This is a genomic window from uncultured Ellagibacter sp. (genome assembly GCF_934643285.1).
GTDB lineage: Bacteria > Actinomycetota > Coriobacteriia > Coriobacteriales > Eggerthellaceae > Ellagibacter.
Genome location: NZ_CAKUBT010000002.1, coordinates 121,109 through 145,031, shown reverse-complemented (window position 1 = coordinate 145,031; position 23,923 = coordinate 121,109). Strand labels below are relative to the sequence as shown.

The window sequence follows — 23,923 nt, the reverse complement described above, 5'->3', positions numbered from 1 at the left end:
CACCCATGCCCTGAAAGAATCCGCGCCGTCTCTTCGTCGGTCTTTGCGCCCGTCACCGGCAGGATCACGTAGCTACAAAGTTAACAGTGGCAGCCGAAATAATCAGGAACGAGATACCTTAAGCGGGTCGACTCAAACCATTTGCCATACAAGCATTGCAATATTTGCCTATAAGCCCCAGGGGCGAATTCGAGAACAGAAAAAAGCAGGCAAAAACATTTACCGTTCTAGCCTGCTGAAATTTTGGTCGCGGGGGGCGGATTTGAACCACCGACCTTCGGGTTATGAGCCCGACGAGCTGACCAGACTGCTCCACCCCGCAATGTATGTTTGGCGCTTTCCGCAATGAGAAAAGCTGCAAGAAAGAATATTACCCTTGTGGGTCGCACAAGGCAAGAATTAAATCTCGCGTCACAAAACCACCACATGCAGCTCTCGGCAACCCTTCCGCAACCTTTCTCGAATTATTTCGTTTCGCCACAAGTGGGGAGCATATAATAGTGTCTCTACGGAATAATGCGAGCAAGTCATCTATCTGGGGAAAGGAGCAGGGGCGAATGGCCGATGCGAACCATCGCAATACGGACGGTTCCGCGCGTCCACACGTCCCCGCGCTTCCCTCCCATCGCATGGTGCGCCGCGCCAGACCCCTCCCCGAAAAGCTCACCTTCTTCCACCTCTTCTGGATCTTCGTCATCTGCAGCGTCATCGGCCTCGTCGTCGAGACCATCGTGAGCTACCCCATCGACGGCATCTGGAAAGACCGCGCTGGCCTGGTCTGGGGCCCCTTTTCCCCGATCTACGGTGTCGGCGGCATGCTCATCACCATGGCGCTGTGGAACCTGCGCGACAAAAGCGCGCTCGCCATGGGAATCTGCGCGGGCTTCGTCGGCGCGGGCTTCGAGTTCATCGCAGGCTGGTTTTGGGAGACGTTCTTCGGAATCGTCGCGTGGAGCTACGCCGACCAGCCCTTTAACCTGGGAGGACACACCTGCCTCGGCATCGCGATCGTCTGGGGATTCGCCGGCCTCGCCTGGATGCGGATCGGCCTGCCGCCCATGCTGCGCATCATCGAGGACATCCCGAAAAGCGTCCGCAAGCCGCTCACGACCATCCTCTGCGCGTACATGATTGCGAACATCGTGATGACCATCCTCAGCTTCAATTACTGGTACGAACGGCAGAATGGCAACCCCATCGAGACGCCGCTTCAGTCATACTTTGCAGAGAACTACAGCGACGAGTTTATGAGCGAACGCTTCCAAACCATGTCGCTCTACGCCGACCTTGTGAAACGTGGGAATCAATGATAGCTAGCACTTACCATTTGGGAATCGACGTCGGATCCACCACCGCGAAAGCCGTGGTGTTCGACCCGCTCGCGCAGCGCGTGCTCTTCTCGCGCTACGTGCGCCACAATGCGCATCAGGTGGAAACGGTCGCCACCCTCCTGCGCACGGTGGCAAAAGAATTCCCCGGGTGCTCGTTTCGCCTGGTAACATGCGGGTCAGGCGGCACTACCATCGCCGACGCCCTCGGCGTGCCCTTCGTGCAGGAAGTCGTGGCGAACTCGCTCGCCGTGCGCCGCGACCACGAGAACGTGCGCTGCGCGATCGAGCTCGGCGGCCAAGACGCGAAGATGGTGTTCTTCGAGCGCGACGAGAAGTCGGGCGCAACCACCGTTGCCGACATGCGCATGAACGGCTCGTGCGCCGGCGGCACGGGCGCCTTCATCGACGAGATGGCCGCGCTTCTGAAGGTGCCTGTCGAACAGTTCGACGAGCTCGCCGCGCGCGGGCAATCGGTCCACCAGGTATCGGGCCGTTGCGGCGTTTACGCGAAGACCGACATCCAGCCCCTGCTCAACCAGGGGGTTTCGAAGGAGGACCTGGCACTGTCGTCGTTTCACGCCATCGCGAAGCAGACGATCGGCGGCTTGGCGCAGGGCCTCGACATCCATCCGCCCGTCATCTTCGAAGGCGGCCCGCTAACCTTCAACCCGACGCTCGTGCGCGTGTTCGCCGAACGCCTGGATCTCACAGGCGACGACATCGTGATCCCCCAAAACCCCGAGACCATCGTCGCCCTGGGCGCCGCGCTCGCCGCCGACGAGCTGTTCGCCGATAACGAGAACTGCCTCGTCGCAAACCTCCTCGATGCAGCCGACGCTCTCGACAAGGCTGCGGCGAGCCCCGCCCCCAGCACGCGCGGGACAGCCTACTTCGCCTCGGACGAGGAGCGTGCCGCGTGGGAAGCCTCGCATGCGCTCGCCTCCCAAACGCCGCCCGACCCCGTCCCTGGCTCGACGGTGCGCGCCTACCTGGGCATCGATTCGGGTTCCACCACCACCAAGTTCGCACTCGTTTCCCCCGATGGGAAGCTTGTCAATTCGTTTTACGCTCCCAACGAGGGCGAGCCGCTCGACGTCGCACGCGCGGCGCTCATCGCGCTGCGCGACCGCTATCGCGCAGCGGGTGCCACGCTCGACATCCTGGGCGTGGGAACCACTGGCTACGGCGAGCTCATGTTCGCGAAAGCCTTCGGCGCCGATTACCACACGGTCGAGACCGTGGCGCATGCCCGCGCGGCGGAGGCGTGCGTGCCCGATGCGAGCTTCGTTTTGGACATCGGCGGGCAGGACATGAAGGCCCTTTGGCTCGACGGCGGCATCATCACCGACATCGTCGTGAACGAGGCCTGCTCATCGGGCTGCGGGTCGTTTCTGGAAAACTTCGCGTCCTCACTTAACATCCCCGTGGAAGGCATCGCGCAGGCCGCGTTCTCCTCGACCAACCCCGCCGTGCTCGGCAGCCGCTGCACCGTGTTCATGACGAGCAGCATCGTATCCGAACAGCGCTGCGGGAAAACGCCCGCCGACATCATGGCGGGCCTGTGCCGCTCGATCATCGAGAACGCGTTTACCAAGGTCATTCGCATATCGAACCTCGAAAGCCTCGGCAAGAAGGTCGTCGTGCAGGGCGGCACGTTCTTAAACGACGCCGTGTTGCGCGCACTCGAGCAGCACATCGGCCGCGAGGTCACGCGCGCGCCCTACCCGGGGCTCATGGGCGCCATCGGCATCGCGCTGCTTACACAGGAGCATCTGGAGGGCGCCCGCCGCGAGAGGGGCGAGGTCGCGGCAAGCTTGGAGAACGCGAACGAGACCAACGAAAACGCGACCAGCGAGGGGCGCGAGCCCGCACGCGCGACCGCCTTCTCCCTCGATGCGCTCGACGCCTTCTCGTATACGCAGGAGTCTAACCTCATCTGCCCCTTCTGCGCGAACCACTGCAACCGCACGCGCATCACCTTCGCGAACGGCGACTCGTGGGTGACAGGCAACCGCTGCCCGCGCGGCGAGGTGGTGGGCGACCCGAAGGATAAATCCATACGCGACCAGGTAAAACGCATCGCTGCCGCCGTCGACAGCGTGCCGAACTTGTTCGACGTCCGCGAGAAGCTCCTCTTCCGCGACTGGCCCTGCACGCCCAACCCTGCGCCGCAAAACACGGTCATCGGCATGCCCCGCGTCCTCTCGATGTGGGAATACGCCCCCTTCTGGACGACACTGTTCCGCTCGCTCGGCTTCACGGTGAAGCTGTCGCGCCCGAGCACGCGCGCCATGTATGAACGCGGGCTTGCGGCCGTGTCCTCGGACACCGTGTGCTTCCCCGCAAAGCTTGTCCACGGGCACGTGCGCGATTTGGCCGATCAGGGGGTCGACCGCATCTTCATGCCTTCCGTCACGACGGTGACCTCGGAAAACACTGCAAAAACGAGCCAGTCGATGTGCGCGGTGGTGAAGGGCTACCCTATCGTCATGCGCAATTCGGACAACCCCGAGAAGCGCTTCGGCATCCCCTTCGACGCGCCGCTGTTCCACTGGCTCTCGCAGAAAGACCGCGACCGCCAGCTCACCGAGTACCTCGCACGCGAGTTCTCCCTCGACACCGCAAGCATACGCCAGGCGATCGGTGCGGCCGACGCTGCGCAAAAAACGTTCAAGGCCGAGCTTGCGCGGGAAGGCGAGCGCATTTGCGACCAGGTGGAACGTGAAGGCTCCTTCGCCGTCGTGCTCGCAAGCAGGCCGTATCAGAACGACGACTTGGTCAACCACGAGCTGCCGCGCGCCTTCACCGAGCTTGGCATCCCCGTGATCTGCGCCGATGCTGTGCCCCACGTGAACGAGGTCGACCTTTCGAGAAGCCGCCTCGACGTGGTGAACAACTTCCACGCGCGCATGCTGGGCTCCGCCGTGATCGCTGCGGGAAGCCCGAATCTGGAATACGTCCAGCTCGTGAGCTTCGGCTGCGGCCACGACGCCTACCTCTCCGACGAGATCATACGCCTCATGCATCTCGCCGGGCCCAAAGCGCCCCTCATCCTGAAGGTCGACGAGAGCGACATCCAAGGGCCGCTGCGCATCCGCGTGCGTTCGTTCATCGAGACCATCCGTCTACGCAGGAAAAAGGCCGAGAACGAGAAGGTGAGCGATCGGGAAGTTGCCGCGCCGCCCGCCGCGACCCCCGAGGCCTCCGCGAGCGCCCCGACAACCACGCAAGCTGCCGCGACCCCCGCTCCGCAAACGAGAAAGCGCGCCTGTGAGCTGCCCGATCCCTATCCGCAGAAGTTCACGAAAGCCAACCGTCAGGACAAGGTGGTGCTCATCCCGAACACCTCGCATGCGTTCTGTCGCCTGATGTCAGTCGCCTTCGAAAGCCAAGGGTTGCGAACCATCCCGCTTGAGATCGGGCGCGAAGAGGCCATCCGCCTGGGTAAACAATACGTGCACAACGACATCTGCTTCCCCGCGCAAATCGTCATCGGCGAAGCACTCGCCGCGCTCCGCAGTGGGAAGTACGACCCCGACAAGGTCGCTGTCGGCACCGGCAAGTACATTGGCGACTGCCGCCTCACACACTACGAGGCGCTCCTGCGCAAGGCGCTCGACGACGCCGGTTATCCGCAGGTCCCTATCATCACGAACGACGACGTCGACTTCCACAACGTGCACCCTGGGTTCAAGATGAACGTGAGCTCGGCATTGAAAGTCGCCTTCACGCTGCCGATGATCGATGCGCTCGAGGAGCTGCTGCGCAAGATGCGCCCCTACGAGACCGAGCCGGGAGCTGCCGACCGCGCCTTCGACGAGGCGCTCGACTTGCTGATGGAGGGTTTGCGCGGCAAGTCGCTTCGCTCCCTTAAACGTGGATTTTCCCAGGCCATCGACGCGATGAAGAAAGTCCCTTACGACCGTACGCACCGCAAGCCGCAGGTGCTCATCGTTGGCGAGTACCTGCTGAACTTCCACCCTGGCGCCAACCACGACGTCGAGCTGTACCTGGAGCACAACGGGCTCGAGGTCATCGAGGCTCGCATGACCGACGTCATCAGGAAGACGTACTTCTACCAGCATGCACAGGAAAAGGAGTACCGCGTCACGCGCCCCCTCAAGGAGAAGGCATGGCACGCGGTCGCGGACAATGTGTTCGACGTGGCCCACAACGTGTGCGACAGCATCGCGTGCGCGCACCCGCTTTACGAGCCACCCTGTCGCATGCCCGATCTGGTACGCGCGAGCGATCCCATCATCCATCACACGTTCGACGCGGGCGAAGGCGTGCTCATCCCCGGCGAGATCTTGCACCACGCCGCCCACGGCTGCACGTCGTTTTTGATCCTGCAACCGTTCGGGTGCTTACCGAATCACGTCGTCGGGCGCGGCATCGCCAAACGCCTGAAGGAGCTCTACCCCCAGGCGAACATCTTGCCGCTCGATTACGACCCCGACGTCAGCTTCGCGAACATCGAGAACCGCTTGCAGATGCTCATCCTAAGCGCAAAGGGTGCAGAGAATTCCCAGGTAGAAGCTGAGAAAGCGCCTGCTTGCGCTCCGCAGGCGGCAAGTTCTGCTGTCTCGGACGCGGCCCTTGCCGTGGCGAGTGCCGCGGACAGCGCCGCTTACGCAGCCGCCGACGTGGCCGCCCACGCGATCGACGCCGGCAAGTTCGCAGCAAAGACCGCCTCCTCTGCTCGCAGCGCCGCGGGTGCCGCCGCCGAGGCTGCTAGCGACGCTGCGGCGGCAAAGGCAGCAGACACTGCAGCCCGCGCCCACGAGGCAGCCGCGCGAGCGCACGAAGCCGCAGAGAAAGCCCAGGTTGCAGCCTCGGCAAAAGCAGCTGCCGCTTCCGCTCGGGCCGCCGCCGCTGCCGCACGGGCCCACGAAGCCGCCGAACGCCTTGCTTCCGCAAAAACAACCGAAGACAGAAGCACCCAGAAGTTGGACAATCAAGCAAGCACCCAGAGAAGAAGCTAGAAAGAAGATTCCACCCCATGACCGTCGTCGATGCCCACGTTCACGTATACCCTGAGAAAATCGCGCTCCGCGCCGCTGAAAGCGTGGGCGACTTCTACCAGTACCCCATGTTCAAGGAGGGGTCCATCCCTGCAATGCTCGCCGCTGTGGAGGGCTCGCCCATCACGCATCACATCATCTACTCGGTGGCGACGAAACCCTCCAACGTCGAGTCCATCAACGACTTCATCGCGGCAGAGTGCAAAAAGCACCCCAACTTCGTCGGCTTCATGGCGATGCATCAGGACTATCCCAATCCGGAGGCCGAAATCGAACGTGCGATTGGCCTGGGACTTCGAGGGATGAAGCTCCATCCCGACACGCAGAAGGTGAACATGGACGACGATCGGCTCATGCGCATCTACGAGCTGATCGAGGGCCGCATGCCGCTCGTCATGCACTGCGGCGACTACCGAACCGATTTCTCGCACCCGCGCCGAATGAAGCGCATCCTGCACGAGTTCCCGAACCTCGTCGTTGACGCGGCGCACTTCGGCGGCTGGTCGGTGTTCGACCTGGCTGTCGAGTATCTGGAAAACGAAAACTGCTTCCTCGACATGTCGAGCTCGCAGAAGTTTCTGGGGCGTCGCCGCACGCGGGAGCTCTGCGAAATCTACGGCGCCGACCGCATCCTGTTCGGGTCGGACTTCCCCATGTGGGACCCCTCAGAAGAGTTCGAGATGTTCGAGTCACTCGACTTCCCCAAAGCCGATTTCGAGAAAATGACCTGGCATAACGCCGAGCGATTCATCGGGATGGACATTCGCTAGAAACCTTTAGGGGCCAGGCTATCACATTCTCGCTGTCACAAAAAAGCGGCGGCGAGAATACTCCCGCCGCCGCCAACGCGCAGGCTATTCCTCGTCGTCCTCGTGGGAAATTTGCTCCACGCGCACGAGAATCTTGTCGACGCGGTGGCGATCCATGTCGACCACCGTGAACGTCGCCTTCGCGTCGCGCCCCGTAAACGTCACCGTGTCTCCCTCCTCGGGAATGCGGTCGAACGCAGCGAGCAAAATACCTGCCGCCGTTTCGCATTCGTTCGCTTCCTCAGGAAGGAAGCCGAGCAGATCCTCCAGGTCATCGATGGAAAGCGAGCCGTCAATCAAGTAGCGACCGTCGCCTTTCTTCACGATCTCGTCGGCCAAACCGTGGCTGTACTCGTCGTCGACGCGCCCCACGATCTGCTCCATGATGTCGCTCATCGTGACGATGCCCGCCGTGCCACCGTGCTCGTCCACAACCACGGCAATCTTGGTATGGCGGCGCTGCAGCAGCTGCAAGAGCTTCGCGATGGGGATGCTCTCGGGCACTGCGTACAACTCGCGGATGGGCAGATCTTCCATCGAAGCGTCGGCATCCATCATGAACAGGTCCTTCACGTGCACGAACCCGACCAGGTGGTCTTTGCTCCCCTGGCACACCGGATAGCGCGTGTACTTGTAGCGTTCGGCAAGCTCGCGGTTCTCCTTAAGCGAGTCCTCCATATCGAGGCAGGTCAGCTCGGTGCGCGGCGTCATGATTGCCTCGGCGTCCTTGTCGCCCAAATCGAAGATGTTGTCGACGTACTCGTTTTGCTCAGGCTCGATAAGCCCGCTTTCCGTGGACTCGTCGATGAGCAGCTTGATCTCCTCGCCCGTATACACATCGTGTTCGTTGGCCGGATCGTGCCCGGTCAGCCGCACGACGCCGTTGGTGATGCCATTGAACATAAGCATAATCGGATAGGTGATGCGATAGAACCACAGAAGCGGGGTCGCCGTCATAAGCGCGTAGCGTTCCGTCGCGAAGATGGCGAACGATTTGGGGATAAGCTCGCCCACGACCACGTGCAACGTCGTCATGAGGAAATATCCGATTGCGACCGCAATTACCGAGATGACAGCATCGGGCAGGCCGAGCAGAACGAACAGCGGGCGAATGAGCGCCGAGATAGCGGGCTCGCCCAACCAGCCGAGTGCAAGCGAAGCAAGCGTAATTCCAAGCTGGCAGGCAGACAGGTACGCGTTGACGTTCTCGGTGATGGTCTTCGCGTTCTTCGCGCCGCGCTTGCCCTCATCGTAGGCAAGTTCAATCTGCGACTTGCGCACGCGCACCATGGCGAATTCCGCGATAACGAAAAACGCGTTCATCAAAAGGAAGAAGACGACAAGAATCAGGCTGACAGCTATGGACATCGGGTATGCGGGCCTCCTCAGGGCGCGTTTTGTTTTCAAGCGACGTTTTTAACCTTGAAGTATGGCATATTCCGCATCCGAGAGCGCTTTTGTTGCCATTTTGTTCACCAAGTTGACCAGATGGGGCGGTAAGCGAGCGATGAAGGGACGCAGGTTGCGACGGAACGCGAGCCGAGGTGGGGGCGCGGGTTGCGATGGGGCTGCCGATTATGAGGCACCCCCCGGCGCTACTCGATCACGATGCGGTCGATCTGCACGCTCGAAATCGCCTCGGGGCACAGGCTGCACCCCAGGCCAAACTCGTGTCCCGCCCGGTTCAGCGTCACTTTCCCACGCTCGGCAGTATAGGGGGGCATGGTCACGTCGACGTCGAAGTAACGCGAGGTCGACCCGATGTCGCCCGGCATCACCACCTCATCGAGAGTTTGGAACGCCGCGTGCATGCGCTTCGAGATTCCCGTGTCGTACATGCCGCCCATCCACACCTCGCGCCCGCGCGAACGCGCCGCAAAGATGAACTTGAGCGCAGCCTCCACGCCCCCGAATTTCGCGACCTTCACCGCGAAGCATCGCAGCTCAGGATATGAAAGCGCCTGGTACGCCTCACGCTCGTTCACGAACGACTCATCCAGGCAGATGGGTGTGGCGATAGTCCGCTGCAGCGCCGCCAGCCGCGCAAAAGCCCGGGCGGTCGACCCCCCGCACGGCGTCAAATCGATAGGCTCCTCAATCCACGCGACATTGAGCGGATCGAGAGCGCGGAGCTCGGCGATCGAGCGGTCCGTGAAGCTCTGGTTCGCGTCGAGCGTGACGAACAGGTGCGGGTACTTTTGACGAATCGTGCGAACCACGCCTAAACTACCAGGCGCAACCTTGAGCTTCACGCGGCAATAGCCCGCCTCCACGCAGCGCGAGACCGAATCGAGCGTCTCCTCCACGCTGCCCATCCCGACCACCGCGCCCGCCGAGACGGCAGCCTCGCACGTCTTCTCGAACGAACCTCTCACCTCGCCATTCGCACGTCCGCGATGAGCCGCGCGCTCAATCACATCGTATTCCTCGTTAAGCAAACGCCCGAGGGGTTTCCCCACGATCTTGCCGTAAAGGTCCCACAGCGCGGGCTCGATTGCGCCGCAAGCGAGCGGGAAGCGCTCCATCCCGGAGATGGAGGCGAACGCCGCGGAGACCTCCCGCGGGTGAAGGAAGACCTCGCCGATCACCTTCGGCGCAAGCGTGCCTCGCAGCACCTCAATATCCTGCTCGATTGTTTCCGGAAGATACCAGTCAGAGGAAAATGCGACGCATTCGCCCAGGCCAACGCGTCCTTTCGCGTCGACAACCTCCACGATGATCGACTCGCGGAATTCAAGCGTCGCCTTCGCCGTCACGAACGGCTTTTTGAAGGGGATACGCACACGATGCAGAATCACGCGACGAACATCGAGGCATTCTGAGTAGATTCGCTCGATGGCAGCGCGGTCGATTTTGCCAATGCCCTGCCGCGGCAGGCTTTCCATGACGAAAATCTGCTTGGGGCGGTAGAGCTTCGAGAGCACGCCTTCGAGTTGGCTATGGACAGAGGCGACGAACTCGCGGTCACTCGGGCGAGAGGGGGCGAGCGGTTTCGGGGTATGCCGTCTTACCTGCGGTTTCATCACCTCGCGACCGAAGCGTGCCGTCTTCACCGGGGAAAGCCTGTCAAAAGCCTGGTCACGACTACCACGTTCGGGAACCTCGCTCGTGCGCTCGATGAACGCCACGGGACGCCGTCCCCACACGGGGTCGGGGGCGCCGAAAACGTAGGCGTCCGCCACGCCGGGAATCGCCATGAGCTTGTCGGCAATCTCTGCGGGATAGACGTTTTCCCCACCCGAGACGAACATGTCGGTGGTGCGCTCCTTCACGTAAATCTTGCCCTCGTGGAGAGCCGCCACATCGCCGGTGAGGAAGAAGCCATCCGCGGTGAAGGCAGCGCGCGCATTCAGGTAGTTCGACAGCACGCCCGGCCCGCGCACCGCCAGGCGGCCGAAACCGCGCCCATCGGGCTCGACGATACGCGCCTGGTAGCCGGGTAGAAGCTCCATACCACCCGTGAACGACCCATCTATCAGGCTGTTTGCAACCTGACTGCACGTTTCGGTCATCCCGTAGCTCGCATACAGGCGAAGCCCCGCCTCGTGCGCGCGGGCGATGGTGGCGGGATTGAGCGCACCGCCGCCAAGCAGGATGCAGCGATACGCGGCCAGCGCAGGGCCGCCCCCCTCGACAGCGAGCAGGTCCTGCAGCATCTTATCGACCACGGAGATATGGGTGAAGCCGACGCGCGCGGCGTCCTTCAGGATCCGCGCCGCGTCGAAGCGCGCGTAGAGGCGAAACGGCGTGCGGTTCGTGATGCTGCGCACCACCTGCTCGAAGCCCCCAATATGGTACAGGGGAAGCGCCACCTGCCACATGCCGCGGCCCCGCACCGAGAGCACCGCGTTGGACGACTCAGCGGCGGCCGTGAGCATACGCCAGGTCGACGGCACCGCCTTCGGCTTGCCCGTCGTGCCCGACGTGAAGAGGATGAGCGCCCGCTCCTTGTCATTGAACAGGTGCGATTCTCTTTCCGCAAAATGGGTGGCCTCGAAAACCGCATCGCGCTCGGCGCTCATGATGACGCGCCTGCCGCTTTGGAGCCGCGACACCCCCGCAAGGTCATCCGCCACGTGGTCCATAAGCGTTTCAGCCCGCGCTTCGTCGATGCGGCACGCCACGCGAATGCCCGAGCTTTCCAGATCGAACAGGCGCGAAAGCTTCTCCGCCGATGTGAGGCGATTGTTCAGCACGACGAGCGAGAACGCCCCGTACCCCGCGGCCAGGGCGAGAAAGATGAACTCCGGACAGTTCGGAAGGTCGACCGAGACGCAGTCGCCGCGCCCGACCCCCTTGCTCCGCAGACGACGGGCGATTGCCGCCGCCGTGAGCCTGGCCTGGCGATAGGTGCACGAATGCTCCGAGCCGTCGCGCGCGACGAACGTGAAGAAGACCCCGTCGGGATTCAATCTCACCAAGCTTTCGAACGCATTGATCATCGCGAGTTCAGACCACTGTTCTCTTCGGACGCCGCATCAGCGACTTGGGCGGACAAAGGAAATGGGAAGCGACCCGACACGCAGGGCATCGGGTCGCTTGGCTTTAGGGAAACTTAGGATACTGAGTGAAGTCGGGCGCTCGCTTCTCCTTGAACGCGTCGCGGCCCTCCTTCGCCTCGTCGGTGGTGTAGTACAAAAGCGTGGCGTCGCCGGCGAGTTGCTGGATACCCGCAAGCCCATCGGTTGCCGCGTTGAAGCTCGCCTTCATGAAGCGCAGCGCCGTCGGCGAGAACTGCAGCATCTCGCGCGCCCACGATACGCATTCGGCCTCGAGCTCCTCGAAGGGAACGACCTTGTTGACCAGCCCCATCTCGAGCGCCTCGGCGGCGGAGTACTGGCGGCAGAGATACCAAATCTCGCGCGCCTTCTTCTGACCCACGACGTTTGCCAGGTACCCCGCGCCGTAGCCAGCGTCGAAGCTGCCGACCTTGGGGCCCGTCTGGCCGAACTTGGCAGTTTCGGCAGCGATGGACAAATCGCACAGCAGGTGCAGCACGTGCCCGCCACCGATAGCGTAGCCGTTCACCATGGCAATGACCGGCTTGGGCACCACGCGGATCAGATGCTGCAGGTCGAGCACGTTCAAGCGAGGGATGTTGTCCTCGCCCACGTAGCCGCCGTTGCCGCGGATCTTCTGGTCGCCGCCCGAGCAGAACGCCTCGTCTTCGTGGCGGCCGCCGTGGTTCGCGCCGGTCAGGATGATGACGCCGATCGACGCGTCATCGCGCGCCACGGAGAACGCGTCGTACATCTCAGTCACGGTGAGCGGGGTGAACGCGTTGCGCCGCTCGGGGCGATTGATGGTGATTTTCGCAATCCCATCAGCGGTTTCGTACTTGATTTCGCGATATTGCTTGGCGGATCTCCAAGCTACGTCATCCATAGCTGTCCTTTCGTGGCATATCGTTGATTCGTTGCAGGACGCGAAACGGTTGGCGCGCCCCGCAACGGAGGCATCGGCTTCACGACGCCGATTTCGCACTCAGGGGAAAACGACGCCATGCCGGCGATTGACGATGTTTGATTCTGCGTTTTCGCTTCGAATGATTCCTGTTTCGCAAGTTTCTATATCATACCGCGACGAGGTATGTCATGGGGCCGCGGGTTCGGGAGTGCACGATTCGACCACTTCTTCCAGGATCGCGCCGAACGCTTCGGGCTGCTCGAGGTGGACGTTATGCCCGGCAGCGGGAACAATGCGGCACGAAATTGCGCCCTGGGATTCCGCGCGAAGGTCGGCGAGAACCTTGCAGTATTTCGCGTCGAGCTCCCCCGCCAGGTAGTTTACGGGAATGCCGCGCCGCGAAAGCTCGCAAAGCGCGCGAATCGTTTCCTGCTTTGGGGGCATCACGTGGGCGCCTGCTCGCTCGAAGGAGAGCGCAAGCGATTCCGCATCGTTGGCAAGACGGCCCACCCGGAGTCGTTTTTGCTGGTCATTGGCCAAGTTGCGCTGACTTTCGAATAAGGGCAGGCCCGCCCACCAGTTCATGAAAGCGGACACCCCTTCGCCTCGCACGCGCGCCGCCCAGGCGAAATTGCGCTCACGCAACGCTTCGCGCGCGGCATCGTCGACAGGCCCAAGACCAGCGCTTTCGAGAATGAGGGCTGCGATCGCATCCAGGCGGCGATCTCGACCGCGCGGAGCGATGGCTGCGGAGCTTCTGAGCGCAGTGCGGTTGAGCTGGTCGCCGCCCCGCAGGTCGTCCGCAGCAAGACACGCCGCCCGAAGCGCCACGCGCCCGCCCATGGAGTACCCAACCAGAACGGGCGCCACACCTGCGTCGCGCGCAACGACCCTACAAAAAGCAAGGAGCGCTCGCGCCTGGAAGCACAGGTCGAAGAAGTCAGGGCGCTCCGCGGGGTCGCCGCCAGCGGAGCAGGCGCCCGCCCCATGCCCCGCAAGCTCGAAGCCGAAGCACCGAGCCCCCGCATCCGCAAGGAGCCGCGCCGTATCGTCCCAGGTAGAAGCTTGTTGCGCGAAGCCGTGAACGAGCACGATCGGGACCGTCGAGGTGCCATGCGCCCTCGCATCCGACGCCGAAGCGCGCCACACCTTCACGCCAAAACGCATGCCCTCGAAATCGAAGCTGCGCGTCTCTCCCAAAACCTCGCTCGCCACCTCGCCGCCCTTCTTCAGAACCTCGTTTGCCACCTTCGACGCCCCTCTTCTGTCCCGATGCGGCGATTCGATCGATTGCACCGCGTCTCTGAAATATTTTAGCTCGATGTGCGTAGGTTTTAGCGAGAGGGCGACCGAAGATGTGAAGGGCTGAAAAGACCGCGCCTCTCTGACCTGGCGTTATAGAGAAACACTCGCCCGCACCCCGGCGATAGGCTCGCAAGCCGCGGAAATACCTACGCACATCGAGCTAAAATGTCGCGAAGCAGTAGAAAGGACGCATATGCTTACCATCGGATGTCATTTATCGGTCGCGAAGGGCTTTTTGGCGATGGCGAAAGACGCCGTCTCGATTGACGCGAACACGTTCCAGTTCTTCACGCGCAACCCGCGCGGGGGCAAGGCGAAGGCAATCGACCCCGCCGACATGACCGCGTTCCACGAGTTCGCTGCGGCGCATGGTATCACGCGCATCCTGGCGCACGCGCCCTATACGCTCAACCCGTGCTCGAAGAGCCCCGAAACGCGCGAGTTTGCGCGCGCGACGCTGACGGACGACCTCGTACGAATGGAAGAAACACCTGGTCAGTTTTACAACATGCATCCGGGAAGCCATACAGGGCAAGGCGTCGACACCGGCATCGAAATGATCGTCGACGCGCTCAACGAGGCGTTGCGCGCCGACCAGGCGACCACGCTTTTGCTCGAGACGATGGCGGGAAAGGGAAGCGAAGTCGGGCGCACGTTCGAGGAAATCGCGCGCATCATCGATGGCGTGAAACTGTCCGACCACGTGGGCGTGTGTCTGGACACCTGCCATATTTGGGACGCGGGTTACGACATAGCGGGAGACCTCGACGGCGTGGTGCGCGAGTTCGACCAGATCATCGGGCTTGACAGGTTGCGTGCCATCCACCTGAACGACAGCCTGAACCCTTGCGGCGCGCATAAGGACCGCCATGCTCGCATCGGGGAGGGGCACATCGGCTTCGAGGCGCTCTCGGCAGTCACGAAGCACCCCGCGCTGCGCGATTTGCCCTTCTATCTGGAAACCCCGAACGACAAGCTCTCGGGGTGGGGCGAGGAGATCGCAGCCCTGCGCGCCGCTTGGGAAAACGAATAACGGAAGGCGCGAACACGAGTTCCGCAAGGCGAGGCTCTTCGGCGGTGCCCAGTCGCCCGAGGCGGTCCCCTTCGCGCTGCGGGACTCGCTTTGCGGGTGTTACACCGAACCGCGGGAGGGGCCCTTCGGCAGTGCCCAGTCGCTCAGACAGTCCTCACTGCGCTGCGGAACTCGCTTTGTGGGCACCGCCGAAGGGCCCTATCTTGCCCGCAAGAGCTCAAACGCAAGGCGCGAACGAGCCGAAAGCAATGTGGGACGCAAGCCGAAGGGCTCCCCCGCAACCCTATTGGTACGCTCGATAGCGGGCCTTGAGGCCAGAAAGCGGCAGCTTCACTTCAATGAGGCTTATGCCCGGCGTCCCGAGCATCTCCCCGTAGACCTGCGAAAACTCGCTCGGAGTGCCCACTTTGCGATAAGGCACGTTGAAGGCAGCCGCCGCGTGGGAGAAATCGACGTCCTGCGGCGCCGAGAACAGGCGCGCGAAGTACGGCTCATCCGACGCCTGCGGGAGCATCTCGAAGATGCCGCCGCCGTTGTTGTTCAGCAGCACCACGACGATGCTCGGAGCAGGCTTGCCGTGCTCGGCCGCAACCTGGGCGATTTCGCGCTGGAGCGCAAGCCCGCCCAAGTCATGCTGCAACGTGAAATCCCCCGTAAGGAACGTCGTCTGCTCGAAATGCTGCGCGACGCCAAGGGCGGTCGACACCGTGCCGTCGATGCCGTTGAGCCCTCGGTTGCACAGCACGGCAAGCGGCTTGTCGCCTTTCACGTAGAAGGTGTCGATCGCGCGAATCGCCATCGAGTTCGCGGAGAACAAGCACGACCTCACGGGCGCCGCCTTCAGAATCTCGCGCACGTACGCGCCTTCGGGACGAGGGGTAACGGCGGAACCGGAATCGGCGCCTCCTGCGACCCAGGCCTCGTCGGCAGCGTCGCCCGTCGCTCCCTGCCGCAAATCTTCCTCTACCGAAAGGATGCGTGCCCGTTCGGCCGCGTTCGCCTCGCGCCACGCGGAAAAGAAGCCCGCGCTCGCCTGCACATCGCAATCGCACGCCAGCAAGGATCGCGCGAAATCAATCGGCGTGCAAGCGACGAACAGGTCGGTCATCGCATTGAAATCGCGCGTCTCACCTGCGTCTACGACAATCTCAATGGGACGCGCCGCGGCAAGCTTCTGCACGCAGCGCTTCGATACGGGGTAACGCCCGAAGCGGATGACCACCTCCGGGGCGGGGAAATCGTCACGCCCGAAGACGTTGTCATAGTTGTCGATGATCGCCTCGCTGCCAAGCGAGCGCAGTCCCGAAAGCGGGTCAGCTAGAAGAGGTAAGCCGTATGCCTTCGCCCATGCCGCCATCTCGCGCGCCTCTTCCAAGCTCTCGCAAGTACCCTCGCCCGCAAGCACCAGTGCACGGCGCCCACGGATTAAGGCCTTCACTTGGTCGCACGCTGCTGCCGAAAGGCGGCTTACGGCAGCGGCCTCGGGCCCGGCAATGCCCGCCGTCCCCGCCAAGCCGCCCGCACCATCGAGCGCACTGCGTCCCGTCGAAAAGACCCCGGGCGTGGAAAAGTCAGGTTTCAGCGGCTCGTCGAAGAGGAAGTTCGCGTGCACGGGGCCCGCCATGCGCGAACACGCGCGCGAGGCGACGGCATCGCCTTCGAGGGGAAGACACCCCTCGGGAAGCGCGCCCAGGACAAGCTCGCGAGCAGCCTGGCGCGCGAAGGCGACCGCGCGGGGCGAGTCCTCCGCAAGAGGCATCTGGATGAAGCGGCGCACGTGGTCGCTGTAGGCCTTCACCTGGTCGCACGTTTGCGGCGCGCCAAGTCCCTGCAGGTGAGGAGGCCTGTCCCCCGAAAGCACGATCAGCGGCACGCGCGAGGTCTCAGCTTCCAGCACCGCGGGGTAGTAGTTCGCGAGCGCCGTGCCCGAGGTGCACACAAGCGCCACGGGGCGACCCGACGCCTTCGCCAGCCCCAGCGCGAAGAACGAGGCGCTGCGCTCGTCGATGTCCACATAAACAGTCATGCGCTCGGGCTCGCGCCTGCCGAGCTCGTACGCGCACATGGCGAGCGCCGTCGAGCGCGAACCCGGACTCACCACCACCTCGCGAACGCCCCAGCGTGCAAGCTCGTCGAAAAACGCCGAAACGACGAGTGCCGTAGCCTGCTGTACCGAAGATGTCTCTGCCATCTCGCATTACCTTCCTTTGCCCGAGCCTGAAAGCGCCCGCGCGAAACAGCCCCGCGACCGCATTTTTTCGCGGGGCATGCCGATAATTGACCTTGAAGAAGTATACTTTCGCCAACGACGACGCAAAGGGAAACGCGAGGAGGTCGGCGTGCTTTTCATACTGACAGGTGATATCCAGATAGGCAAGACGCGCTGGCTCGAGAGCACGTGCCGAAAGCTCACTTCCGACGGCATCCCCTGCGCGGGCGTCGTGGCGCCTGGCGTTTGGGTGCCCTCCGAACACGACGACGCCAACGGGTTCGAGAAGCTCGGAATCGACAACCTGCTCCTACCGCAAGGCGAACGCATTCCCTTCGCCCGCAGGCGCGACCTGGCGCAGGTCGAGGGAACGTTCGACCCGAACAGCCAAAGCGCGCAGATGCAGCTGGGATGGGAAATCTCCGACGATGCGATAGTGCAGGTGAATGCCCATTTCGACCTCATCGCCTCCAGCATCCACCCCAACGGACGCCAAAGCCTGCTCGTCGTCGACGAGCTCGGGCGTCTCGAGCTCATGCGGAATCAGGGGCTCACAAGCGCGCTCGCCCTGCTCGACGAGGGCCCCAACCCTGCCTTCCCCCACGCGCTCATCGTGGTGCGCGACGCGCTGGTCGACCTGGCGCGCGAACGGTTCGCACCCGCATGGGGCGACCCCGCGCTCATAAGTCCCACACAAGATGCGGAAGAGGCGATCCGCCGCGCATTCGAGGCGGCCCGCTAAGCGCGGGGGCGCGCCCACCACGTCCGCCACGCGACCCCGCCAGATGCGGGGCGTACCTGGCGCGCAGGCCAAGCGAGCAATTCGCGTTCCGCACTATCCCACAACATAAAACGGGCCCGAAGCGGCAAAGCGCTCGGGCCCGAACATCACCGCTCGCGAAGAGCAGCTTGAAACCTACTTCGACGGAACGGCGTGGGCCATAAGCTCGGCGATGTCCGCATCGGTAAGGTCGTAACCGTAGAACGTCTTGTAGTAATCCTTCGCCACGTCGGTCACGCTCGTGGAGAACTTGCCCGGGTAAAGCACGCGGGGCAGCCACTGCATGCCGAGCACCTGGTTCACCGACGGCGGGCTCGACAGCCAGTTGTAGGGCGTCTTCGGTACCTGATAGTACGAGCCGCTCTGAATAGCCTCGAGGGAAGCCCAGGTCGGATCGTTACCAGCGGCCTCGTAGAAATCGCCCGCATCCTTGCCGTTCGTGGCGAACAGGATGACGCCGGGGTTCCAGTTGGCGATCTGCTCGAAGCTCACCTCGTTGCCCGTGCCCGAACCGGTCGCTTTCTCGACGACGCCGATGTTGTTGGCGCACATGTCGACGACGCCTCCCTGGTAAGCGCCCTTCGCGATGATGTTGAGGCCGGAGTCGCCCACGCAGTAAAGCACGTTCGCGCGCTCAGACTCGGGAATACCCGCCATCACCGAAGTGGTCTCGTCGTAGGCCTTCTTGCAATAGTCCGCAAGCTCCTTCGCGCGATCGGTGGTGCCCAGAAGCTCACCGAGCATCGTGTAAGCCTTGTCATAGGAATCGAGCGACGCCGCGATGTGGACAACGGGAATGCCAATCTGCTCCTGCAGCGTATCGAGGTCGTCCTTCATTCCATCCTTCGCCTCGCCCACGTCGATCACGACCTGCGGGTCGGCTGCAGCGACGGCCTCTTTGTTGAAGTCGCCCTTGCTGCCGTAAATCTGACCGAAAACGTCGAGCGACGCATATTCGCTACCCAGGTATTTTGCCTGGTCGTCAGCTATTTTCGTTGCAAGGCCGACCATCTTCTCGGGAGCGATCGTCAATAGCACGTTCTGTGCGAGCGGGCCGGAAGCCGCCACACGATCGATCTGCGCGGGAAGCTCCACTTCCCGTCCGAGTGAGTCCGTGAAGGTGCGCGTTGCCGGCGCCTCGGCCTGCGCATCGCTTTTCTGGTCGCTTGACTCCTTCTGCCCACCGGAGCATCCGGCAAGCGAGAAAGCGAGCGCGAGTGCCATCGCAGTCGCCGCGATTGCGAACCCGATGCCGCGCTTCTTCGTCATCTCCATTCTTCCTCCTTGCATCCTATTCTTCCCTGATTTCGCTAGTAGGCACGCATACGCGCACCTTGTCGCCATATAGTGAGTTGACCTCGACATCCACACCGTAGATGCGCCCCACCAGCTCGGCGGTGATCACATCCTTTGGGTCGCCGTACGCCTCGACGGTGCCGTCGTACACCACGAGAGTCTTATCAGCAAAGAGAAACGCCTGGTCAGGTTGATGAGTCGACTGCACGATGGAAAGTCCCTCGCGCGCAAGCTGCTTCACGCACGACAGCACGCGCACGGTGTTGCCGTAATCGAGCGCGCTCGTGGGCTCGTCCATCACGATCGTCTTCGCGTTCTGGGCAAGCGCGCGGGCTATCAGAACGAGCTGCTGCTCTCCGCCGGAAATGTGGGTGTACATGCGATCCGCCAAATGCCCGATGCCGATGCGCTTGAGCGCTTGTTCCGCCCGCTCGACCTGCTCGCGGCCAGGCGTCCCGAATATTCCCACATCGGCGCCCGTGCTCATAAGCACGACGTCGCGCACCTTGTAGTTGTACACAGGCGCATGGGTTTGGGGGATATAGGAAATCTCCCGCGCGCGCTCGCGCACCGAAAGATCGCGCAAGTCCTTGCCGTTTACGCGAATGACTCCCTCGTAATCGCTGTTCAGGCACAGGATGCAGCGAAACAACGTCGACTTGCCCACGCCGTTGGGCCCAAGCACGTTCACGAGCACGCCGTCCGGAATGCTCGCATTCACGTCGCGCAGCACCTGATGTTTCCCGTAGGAGAAGCTCACATGTTCGATATCTATACTCAAATCTTACGCTCCCTCGTGATGAGATAGAGGAAGAACGGCGCGCCGACGAACGCGGTCAGGATGCCGATGGGAATCTCGGACGTGGCCACAAGACGCGCGATGTCGTCCACAAGCAAAAGGAAGCTCGCGCCCATAAGCATGCTCGCCGGCAAAAGCTTGCGATAGTCGCAGCCCACGAGCATGCGGCACAGATGCGGAATGACCAGGCCGACCCAGCCCACCATGCCCGACACCGCCACGCTCGACGCGGTGACAAGAGTGGCCGCAAGCAGAACGACGACGCGCATCCGCTTGGCGTTCACGCCCATCGTGGCGGCCTCGTCGTCGCCCATGGTAAGGATGTTGATGCGCCAGCGCATGGCGAACAGCACGACGCACCCGATGATCATCGGGGCAGCGACCAGCGTAACGTCGGACATCTTGGCGCTTGTCAAACTTCCCATCAGCCAATACGTGATAGCGGGAAGCTGGTCGGTGGGGTCTGCGATCAGTTTGGTGAACGAGACGCCCGCCTGGAACAGCGAGCTCACCATAACGCCTGCGAGCACCACGACAAGGATGCGGTTCCCCTTCGCCCGGCTCGATATGAGCAGCACGAGAAACACCGTCGCGATAGCGAAGCAGAACGCGAACAGGCTTGTGGCGAACGCGCTCGCTCCCAAAAGGATGGCAATCGCGGCTCCAAGCGCGGCGCCTTGGGACGCGCCCAGGATATCGGGCGACACGAGCGGATTTTGGAAGGTTCCCTGGAACGCCGCGCCCGCGGCCGCAAGGCAGCAGCCCACCATGAGCGCGAGCAGGATACGCGGCAGGCGAACGTTGAAGAACAGCGTCTGCTGCTGGTTCGTCCAAAACTGGTCGATGGGAAATACCTGGCCAAGCAGCATGCAAATGGCCTCATGGGGTTCGATGGGGAATTTGCCGAGCATAAGCGAGACCGACGTGATGGCAACCAAAATCACGGCAAGAGCCATGATGACGAAATCTTCGCGCAGGGAGATTCTTCTCCCCGGATCTGTTCCCTCAAGTTTCGGCACATCGTTCCCTTCGAATAATGCTACTCCCGAAATATATACATATATGCAGAATTACGCAAGCGGGAATATCCCTAAATAGGGATGGTTATGAAACAAGCAACGAAGAAGACCACCAGGCGAGGGGCGAGGCTACACTGTTTTGATTATTCTGATAAAGGATATTCTATTTTGTATCTGATTGTTGGCGCGGCCAGCACCTCCTCGCCGCAAGGAAACCGGCACGCGACCCGCCCTATTCTCCGAACGCGCTTAAGATGGTCTTGAGCTTCATGTCGATCTCGTCGAACTCGTCGTCGGCCACGCTGCCCTCGACGATGCCGCACCCGGCGTACACCCAGCCGCCTTCCCCATCGAACACGCCCGTGCGAAGACCGACCGAAAATGAACCGTCACCTGCGCCGTCGATGTAACCGCACGCACCCGCGAAGAACCCGCGGTTGTACGACTCGATCTGGCGGATGAGCATCTTCGCCTCACCGACGGGCGTGCCCGCCACCGCAGGCGTGGGGTGCAAATCGCCCACGAGCTCGGGCAGGTTCACGCCCTCGAGCACCTTCGCGCTCACCGGGGTGTGGAGGTGCTGCACGTGGCGCAGCGAGAGGATCTGCGGCTCGCGCGGGATGCGCACGTCATGGCAGATGCGCCCCAGAACCTCGCGCATGAAGTGGACGACATGCTCGTGCTCGGCGCGGTTCTTCTCGTCCGCCATAAGCTCGCTTGCCAGCTCGCGAGCGCGATCAGGGTCTTCGGAAGCAAGGCACGTCCCCGCCAGGCACATGCTCTCGAGCTGCTGGCCGCGCTTGCGAACGAGCAGCTCGGGCGTGCAGCCGCAGAAGAACACGTCGGCGTAGCGGTAGAGCACCACCGTGCCGCGCGCATCGCCGTCTATCAAGTTGACCAGCAGATCCTTCGAGGAGAACGGATGCTCGGCGAGAAGCCTCTGCCTGCGCGAGAGCACAACCTTGCTGACGCGCCCCGAGCGAATCGCCGAAAGCGCGGCGTCCACTTCAGATCGCCACTGCTCGCGAGAGTCGCGCTCCAACGTAAACGGCACCGTTACACGCTCGCGGCGCGGAGCGCCTGCCGCCTGGCGCGCGAAACGCGCGATGCGGCCCGGATACACGGGGGAGAGGCTGTTCACTTGCAACATGCGCCCGCGCTCGTTTTCCACGAGCACCACCTCGGGCAGCATGAATCGAAGGCGCGGGAAGGCCTCGAAGAGCTCGTCAGTGGCCTTGGGGTTCTCCGCGTCGAAACGGTTGAACGAGAAGAACACAGGCGGCTGGTCAATAGGTCCCTCGATTTCGTATTCCACGCCTTCCATCTGCGGTAACGCGATGCAACGCCCCAGACCCATGTAGCGGTTCGCGCTTTGCTTGTCGTAGTAGACGAACTGGTCGGTGAAGCCCTTCTGCAAAAGGCAGAACCCGTCGACGATGTCGGAATCGATGGGCTGGGAATACGAGTAGATGCGCGTCATGGGCAATCCTTTCGGGAAACTTGTTGCCGCCAATTATATCGATACCGCGCACCCGCGCCACAGCTTGCGCAGAGCGAGGGCGCCGAAACGAGTCGCGCCCCCGCTCGCCCACCCGCGCGCCCGCACGCCCCGCCGCCTTCCCGTTCCCCGTCGCGCACACCGCGAGGCGCCTTTCCCCTGCGCGCCCGCTCGTCCCCTTCACGCCGCCGTCGCGCACCCGTCCCATCGTCTTCCCCTTCCCCCGCACTTTCCCGACGCGAATCCGCTGATTAAATGACAATTCGGTAAAGCTTGAGCCCTCTTGCCCGCTTTGTGGCAACATGGAGACTTCGAAAACACCGCGCGAAGGAGATGAGATGGGCTTCCTGTCCAAATTCGAAGGCAAAATGGAAGACACGTTCGAGGGCGCAGCCGACAAAATGGCGAACTCGCCGCTGTCGCCCGTGCAGATTGCCAAGAAGGCGGAAAAGCAGATGCGCCGCAACAAGATGGTCGGCGCAGGAAAGCAATACGCTCCGACGCTCTACACCGTGCTTGTGAACGCCGACGACGACGAGCGCCTGTTCGGCTACTACCCCACCCTCGCGGGCGAGACCGAGACCTACCTTTCCGCGAAGGCTGCCGAAGAGGGGCTTCTCATGGACGGGCAGCCGCTCGTGCGCTTCATCGTCGACGAGGGCCTTCGCCACGGCAAGTTCGACGTGGTGGCAGAGCCTGTCGCCGCACCCCTTATCGCGCAGCTCCGCGCAGAGGAAATGGCGCGCTACGGCATCGGCGCCGCGCCGGCGGCCAACCGCTACGGCGCCCCCGCTGGCGGATATACCCCTCAGCCGCAGGCCGCCCCGTACGCCGGCGGCTACGATCAGCCCGCATACGACGACTACGCCGAAGACGAGGGCTATTCCGACTACAACGACTACGACGACTACGATGGCTATGACGATTACGACAACTACGACGACGACCAGCCCTTCGAGTCGCAGGAAGAACCCGGCTGGGCAGAGCCCCCGATGAACCGAGGGGAATCCTTCGCCGACGCAGGCGCCGCAATCGCGGGTGCCGCAGCGCAGGGAGCACCCCAGACCATGGCCTTCCCGCAGGAAGCAGCGCGCCGCGAGCAGCCCCGCGCTCAGCAAGGCGGCGCCGCTCTCATCGACACGACGCACGGCAAGACGTTCCCGCTTTCCTCCGCGCGCCAGCTCATCGGACGCGAGTCCAACTGCGACATCGTTATCCCCGATATCAACGCAAGCCGCACGCACGCCGAGCTGCGCTTCGAGCAGCCGGGCGTATGGGTTCTCACCGACCTCGGCTCCACGAACGGCACGCTCGTGAACGGCCGACAGATCACCTCGCAGGTACTGCAGGGCGGCGAGCGCATCGTCATGGGAACCACCAACCTTCAATTCGTGATCGGATAACGCGAAAGGC

At 62.7% G+C, this 23,923-nt stretch carries 15 protein-coding genes and 1 tRNA gene; 6 read left to right on the top strand and 10 right to left on the bottom strand.

Annotated features, from left to right (window positions below; all coding sequences use genetic code 11):
• Positions 1 to 244: 244 nt before the first annotated feature.
• Positions 245 to 322 (bottom strand) — tRNA-Met (locus tag Q0I65_RS02070).
• Positions 323 to 557: 235 nt separating this feature from the next.
• Here Q0I65_RS02070 and Q0I65_RS02065 point away from each other — a divergent pair.
• Genes Q0I65_RS02065 through Q0I65_RS02055 form a run of 3 tightly spaced genes read left to right on the top strand, consistent with a single transcriptional unit; the run spans position 558 to position 7,125 of the window.
• Entirely contained in the window at positions 558 to 1,310 is a 753-nt protein-coding gene (locus Q0I65_RS02065; RefSeq protein ID WP_296059212.1) for a putative ABC transporter permease, read from the top strand.
• Positions 1,307 to 6,316, top strand: a complete 5,010-nt coding sequence (locus Q0I65_RS02060) for an acyl-CoA dehydratase activase (protein WP_296059211.1) — start codon at positions 1,307 to 1,309, stop codon at positions 6,314 to 6,316. The genes Q0I65_RS02065 and Q0I65_RS02060 overlap by 4 nt, the downstream gene beginning before the upstream one ends.
• A gap of 17 nt (positions 6,317 to 6,333) precedes the next feature.
• Positions 6,334 to 7,125, top strand: a complete 792-nt coding sequence (locus tag Q0I65_RS02055; RefSeq protein ID WP_296059210.1) for an amidohydrolase family protein — start codon at positions 6,334 to 6,336, stop codon at positions 7,123 to 7,125.
• Between the two features lie 84 nt (positions 7,126 to 7,209).
• Here Q0I65_RS02055 and Q0I65_RS02050 read toward each other — a convergent pair whose 3' ends face one another.
• The 4 genes from Q0I65_RS02050 to Q0I65_RS02035 all read right to left on the bottom strand — a co-directional run bounded on the left by Q0I65_RS02050 (position 7,210) and on the right by Q0I65_RS02035 (position 13,818).
• Positions 7,210 to 8,532, bottom strand: coding sequence for a hemolysin family protein (locus Q0I65_RS02050; protein ID WP_296059209.1), 1,323 nt, complete (start codon positions 8,530 to 8,532; stop codon positions 7,210 to 7,212).
• 227 nt (positions 8,533 to 8,759) lie between these two features.
• Complete coding sequence (locus Q0I65_RS02045; RefSeq protein ID WP_296059208.1) at positions 8,760 to 11,606, bottom strand: AMP-binding protein; 2,847 nt, start codon at positions 11,604 to 11,606, stop codon at positions 8,760 to 8,762.
• Between the two features lie 103 nt (positions 11,607 to 11,709).
• Positions 11,710 to 12,549, bottom strand: coding sequence for a 1,4-dihydroxy-2-naphthoyl-CoA synthase (gene menB / locus Q0I65_RS02040; RefSeq protein WP_296059206.1), 840 nt, complete (start codon positions 12,547 to 12,549; stop codon positions 11,710 to 11,712).
• A gap of 207 nt (positions 12,550 to 12,756) precedes the next feature.
• Positions 12,757 to 13,818 carry an alpha/beta fold hydrolase gene (locus tag Q0I65_RS02035; RefSeq protein ID WP_296059205.1) on the bottom strand — a complete coding sequence of 354 codons (1,062 nt, stop codon included), beginning with the start codon at positions 13,816 to 13,818 and terminating at the stop codon, positions 12,757 to 12,759.
• Positions 13,819 to 14,068: 250 nt separating this feature from the next.
• Here Q0I65_RS02035 and Q0I65_RS02030 point away from each other — a divergent pair, with 250 nt between their 5' ends.
• Positions 14,069 to 14,908, top strand: a complete 840-nt coding sequence (locus Q0I65_RS02030) for a deoxyribonuclease IV (RefSeq protein WP_296059203.1) — start codon at positions 14,069 to 14,071, stop codon at positions 14,906 to 14,908.
• Between the two features lie 283 nt (positions 14,909 to 15,191).
• On the opposite strand, the gene menD is transcribed toward Q0I65_RS02030, so the two are convergent.
• Positions 15,192 to 17,099 (bottom strand): 2-succinyl-5-enolpyruvyl-6-hydroxy-3-cyclohexene-1-carboxylic-acid synthase, encoded by a 1,908-nt coding sequence (gene menD, locus Q0I65_RS02025; RefSeq protein ID WP_296059201.1) that lies wholly within the window; start codon positions 17,097 to 17,099, stop codon positions 15,192 to 15,194.
• 148 nt (positions 17,100 to 17,247) lie between these two features.
• Between menD and Q0I65_RS02020 the strand changes: the two genes are divergently transcribed.
• The gene (locus Q0I65_RS02020) at positions 17,248 to 17,859 is read left to right on the top strand and encodes a nucleoside-triphosphatase (RefSeq protein ID WP_296059199.1); all 612 of its coding nucleotides are present in this window, start codon (positions 17,248 to 17,250) and stop codon (positions 17,857 to 17,859) included.
• Between the two features lie 174 nt (positions 17,860 to 18,033).
• Here Q0I65_RS02020 and Q0I65_RS02015 read toward each other — a convergent pair whose 3' ends face one another.
• The 4 genes from Q0I65_RS02015 to Q0I65_RS02000 all read right to left on the bottom strand — a co-directional run bounded on the left by Q0I65_RS02015 (position 18,034) and on the right by Q0I65_RS02000 (position 22,492).
• Complete coding sequence (locus Q0I65_RS02015) at positions 18,034 to 19,173, bottom strand: ABC transporter substrate-binding protein (RefSeq protein ID WP_296059197.1); 1,140 nt, start codon at positions 19,171 to 19,173, stop codon at positions 18,034 to 18,036.
• Between the two features lie 16 nt (positions 19,174 to 19,189).
• Positions 19,190 to 19,975, bottom strand: a complete 786-nt coding sequence (locus tag Q0I65_RS02010; RefSeq protein ID WP_296059195.1) for an ABC transporter ATP-binding protein — start codon at positions 19,973 to 19,975, stop codon at positions 19,190 to 19,192.
• On the bottom strand, positions 19,972 to 21,012 hold the full coding sequence (locus Q0I65_RS02005) for an iron ABC transporter permease (RefSeq protein ID WP_296059193.1): 1,041 nt from the start codon (positions 21,010 to 21,012) through the stop codon (positions 19,972 to 19,974). The genes Q0I65_RS02010 and Q0I65_RS02005 overlap by 4 nt, the downstream gene beginning before the upstream one ends.
• Before the next feature lie 232 nt (positions 21,013 to 21,244).
• Positions 21,245 to 22,492, bottom strand: coding sequence for an isochorismate synthase (locus tag Q0I65_RS02000; protein ID WP_296059191.1), 1,248 nt, complete (start codon positions 22,490 to 22,492; stop codon positions 21,245 to 21,247).
• Between the two features lie 320 nt (positions 22,493 to 22,812).
• Here Q0I65_RS02000 and Q0I65_RS01995 point away from each other — a divergent pair, with 320 nt between their 5' ends.
• On the top strand, positions 22,813 to 23,913 hold the full coding sequence (locus Q0I65_RS01995; protein ID WP_366513200.1) for a DUF3662 and FHA domain-containing protein: 1,101 nt from the start codon (positions 22,813 to 22,815) through the stop codon (positions 23,911 to 23,913).
• The last annotated feature ends 10 nt before the right edge of the window (positions 23,914 to 23,923 follow it).

Bases quoted from the DNA above. Each gene is read 5' to 3' on its own strand.
- Q0I65_RS02065 (WP_296059212.1), top strand. From the start codon at position 558: ATGGCCGATGCGAACCATCGCAATACGGACGGTTCCGCGCGTCCACAC.
- Q0I65_RS02060 (WP_296059211.1), top strand. From the start codon at position 1,307: ATGATAGCTAGCACTTACCATTTGGGAATCGACGTCGGATCCACCACC.
- Q0I65_RS02055 (WP_296059210.1), top strand. From the start codon at position 6,334: ATGACCGTCGTCGATGCCCACGTTCACGTATACCCTGAGAAAATCGCG.
- Q0I65_RS02050 (WP_296059209.1), bottom strand. From the start codon at position 8,532: ATGTCCATAGCTGTCAGCCTGATTCTTGTCGTCTTCTTCCTTTTGATG.
- Q0I65_RS02045 (WP_296059208.1), bottom strand. From the start codon at position 11,606: ATGATCAATGCGTTCGAAAGCTTGGTGAGATTGAATCCCGACGGGGTC.
- menB (WP_296059206.1), bottom strand. From the start codon at position 12,549: ATGGATGACGTAGCTTGGAGATCCGCCAAGCAATATCGCGAAATCAAG.
- Q0I65_RS02030 (WP_296059203.1), top strand. From the start codon at position 14,069: ATGCTTACCATCGGATGTCATTTATCGGTCGCGAAGGGCTTTTTGGCG.
- menD (WP_296059201.1), bottom strand. From the start codon at position 17,099: ATGGCAGAGACATCTTCGGTACAGCAGGCTACGGCACTCGTCGTTTCG.
- Q0I65_RS02015 (WP_296059197.1), bottom strand. From the start codon at position 19,173: ATGGAGATGACGAAGAAGCGCGGCATCGGGTTCGCAATCGCGGCGACT.
- Q0I65_RS02000 (WP_296059191.1), bottom strand. From the start codon at position 22,492: ATGACGCGCATCTACTCGTATTCCCAGCCCATCGATTCCGACATCGTC.
- Q0I65_RS01995 (WP_366513200.1), top strand. From the start codon at position 22,813: ATGGAGACTTCGAAAACACCGCGCGAAGGAGATGAGATGGGCTTCCTG.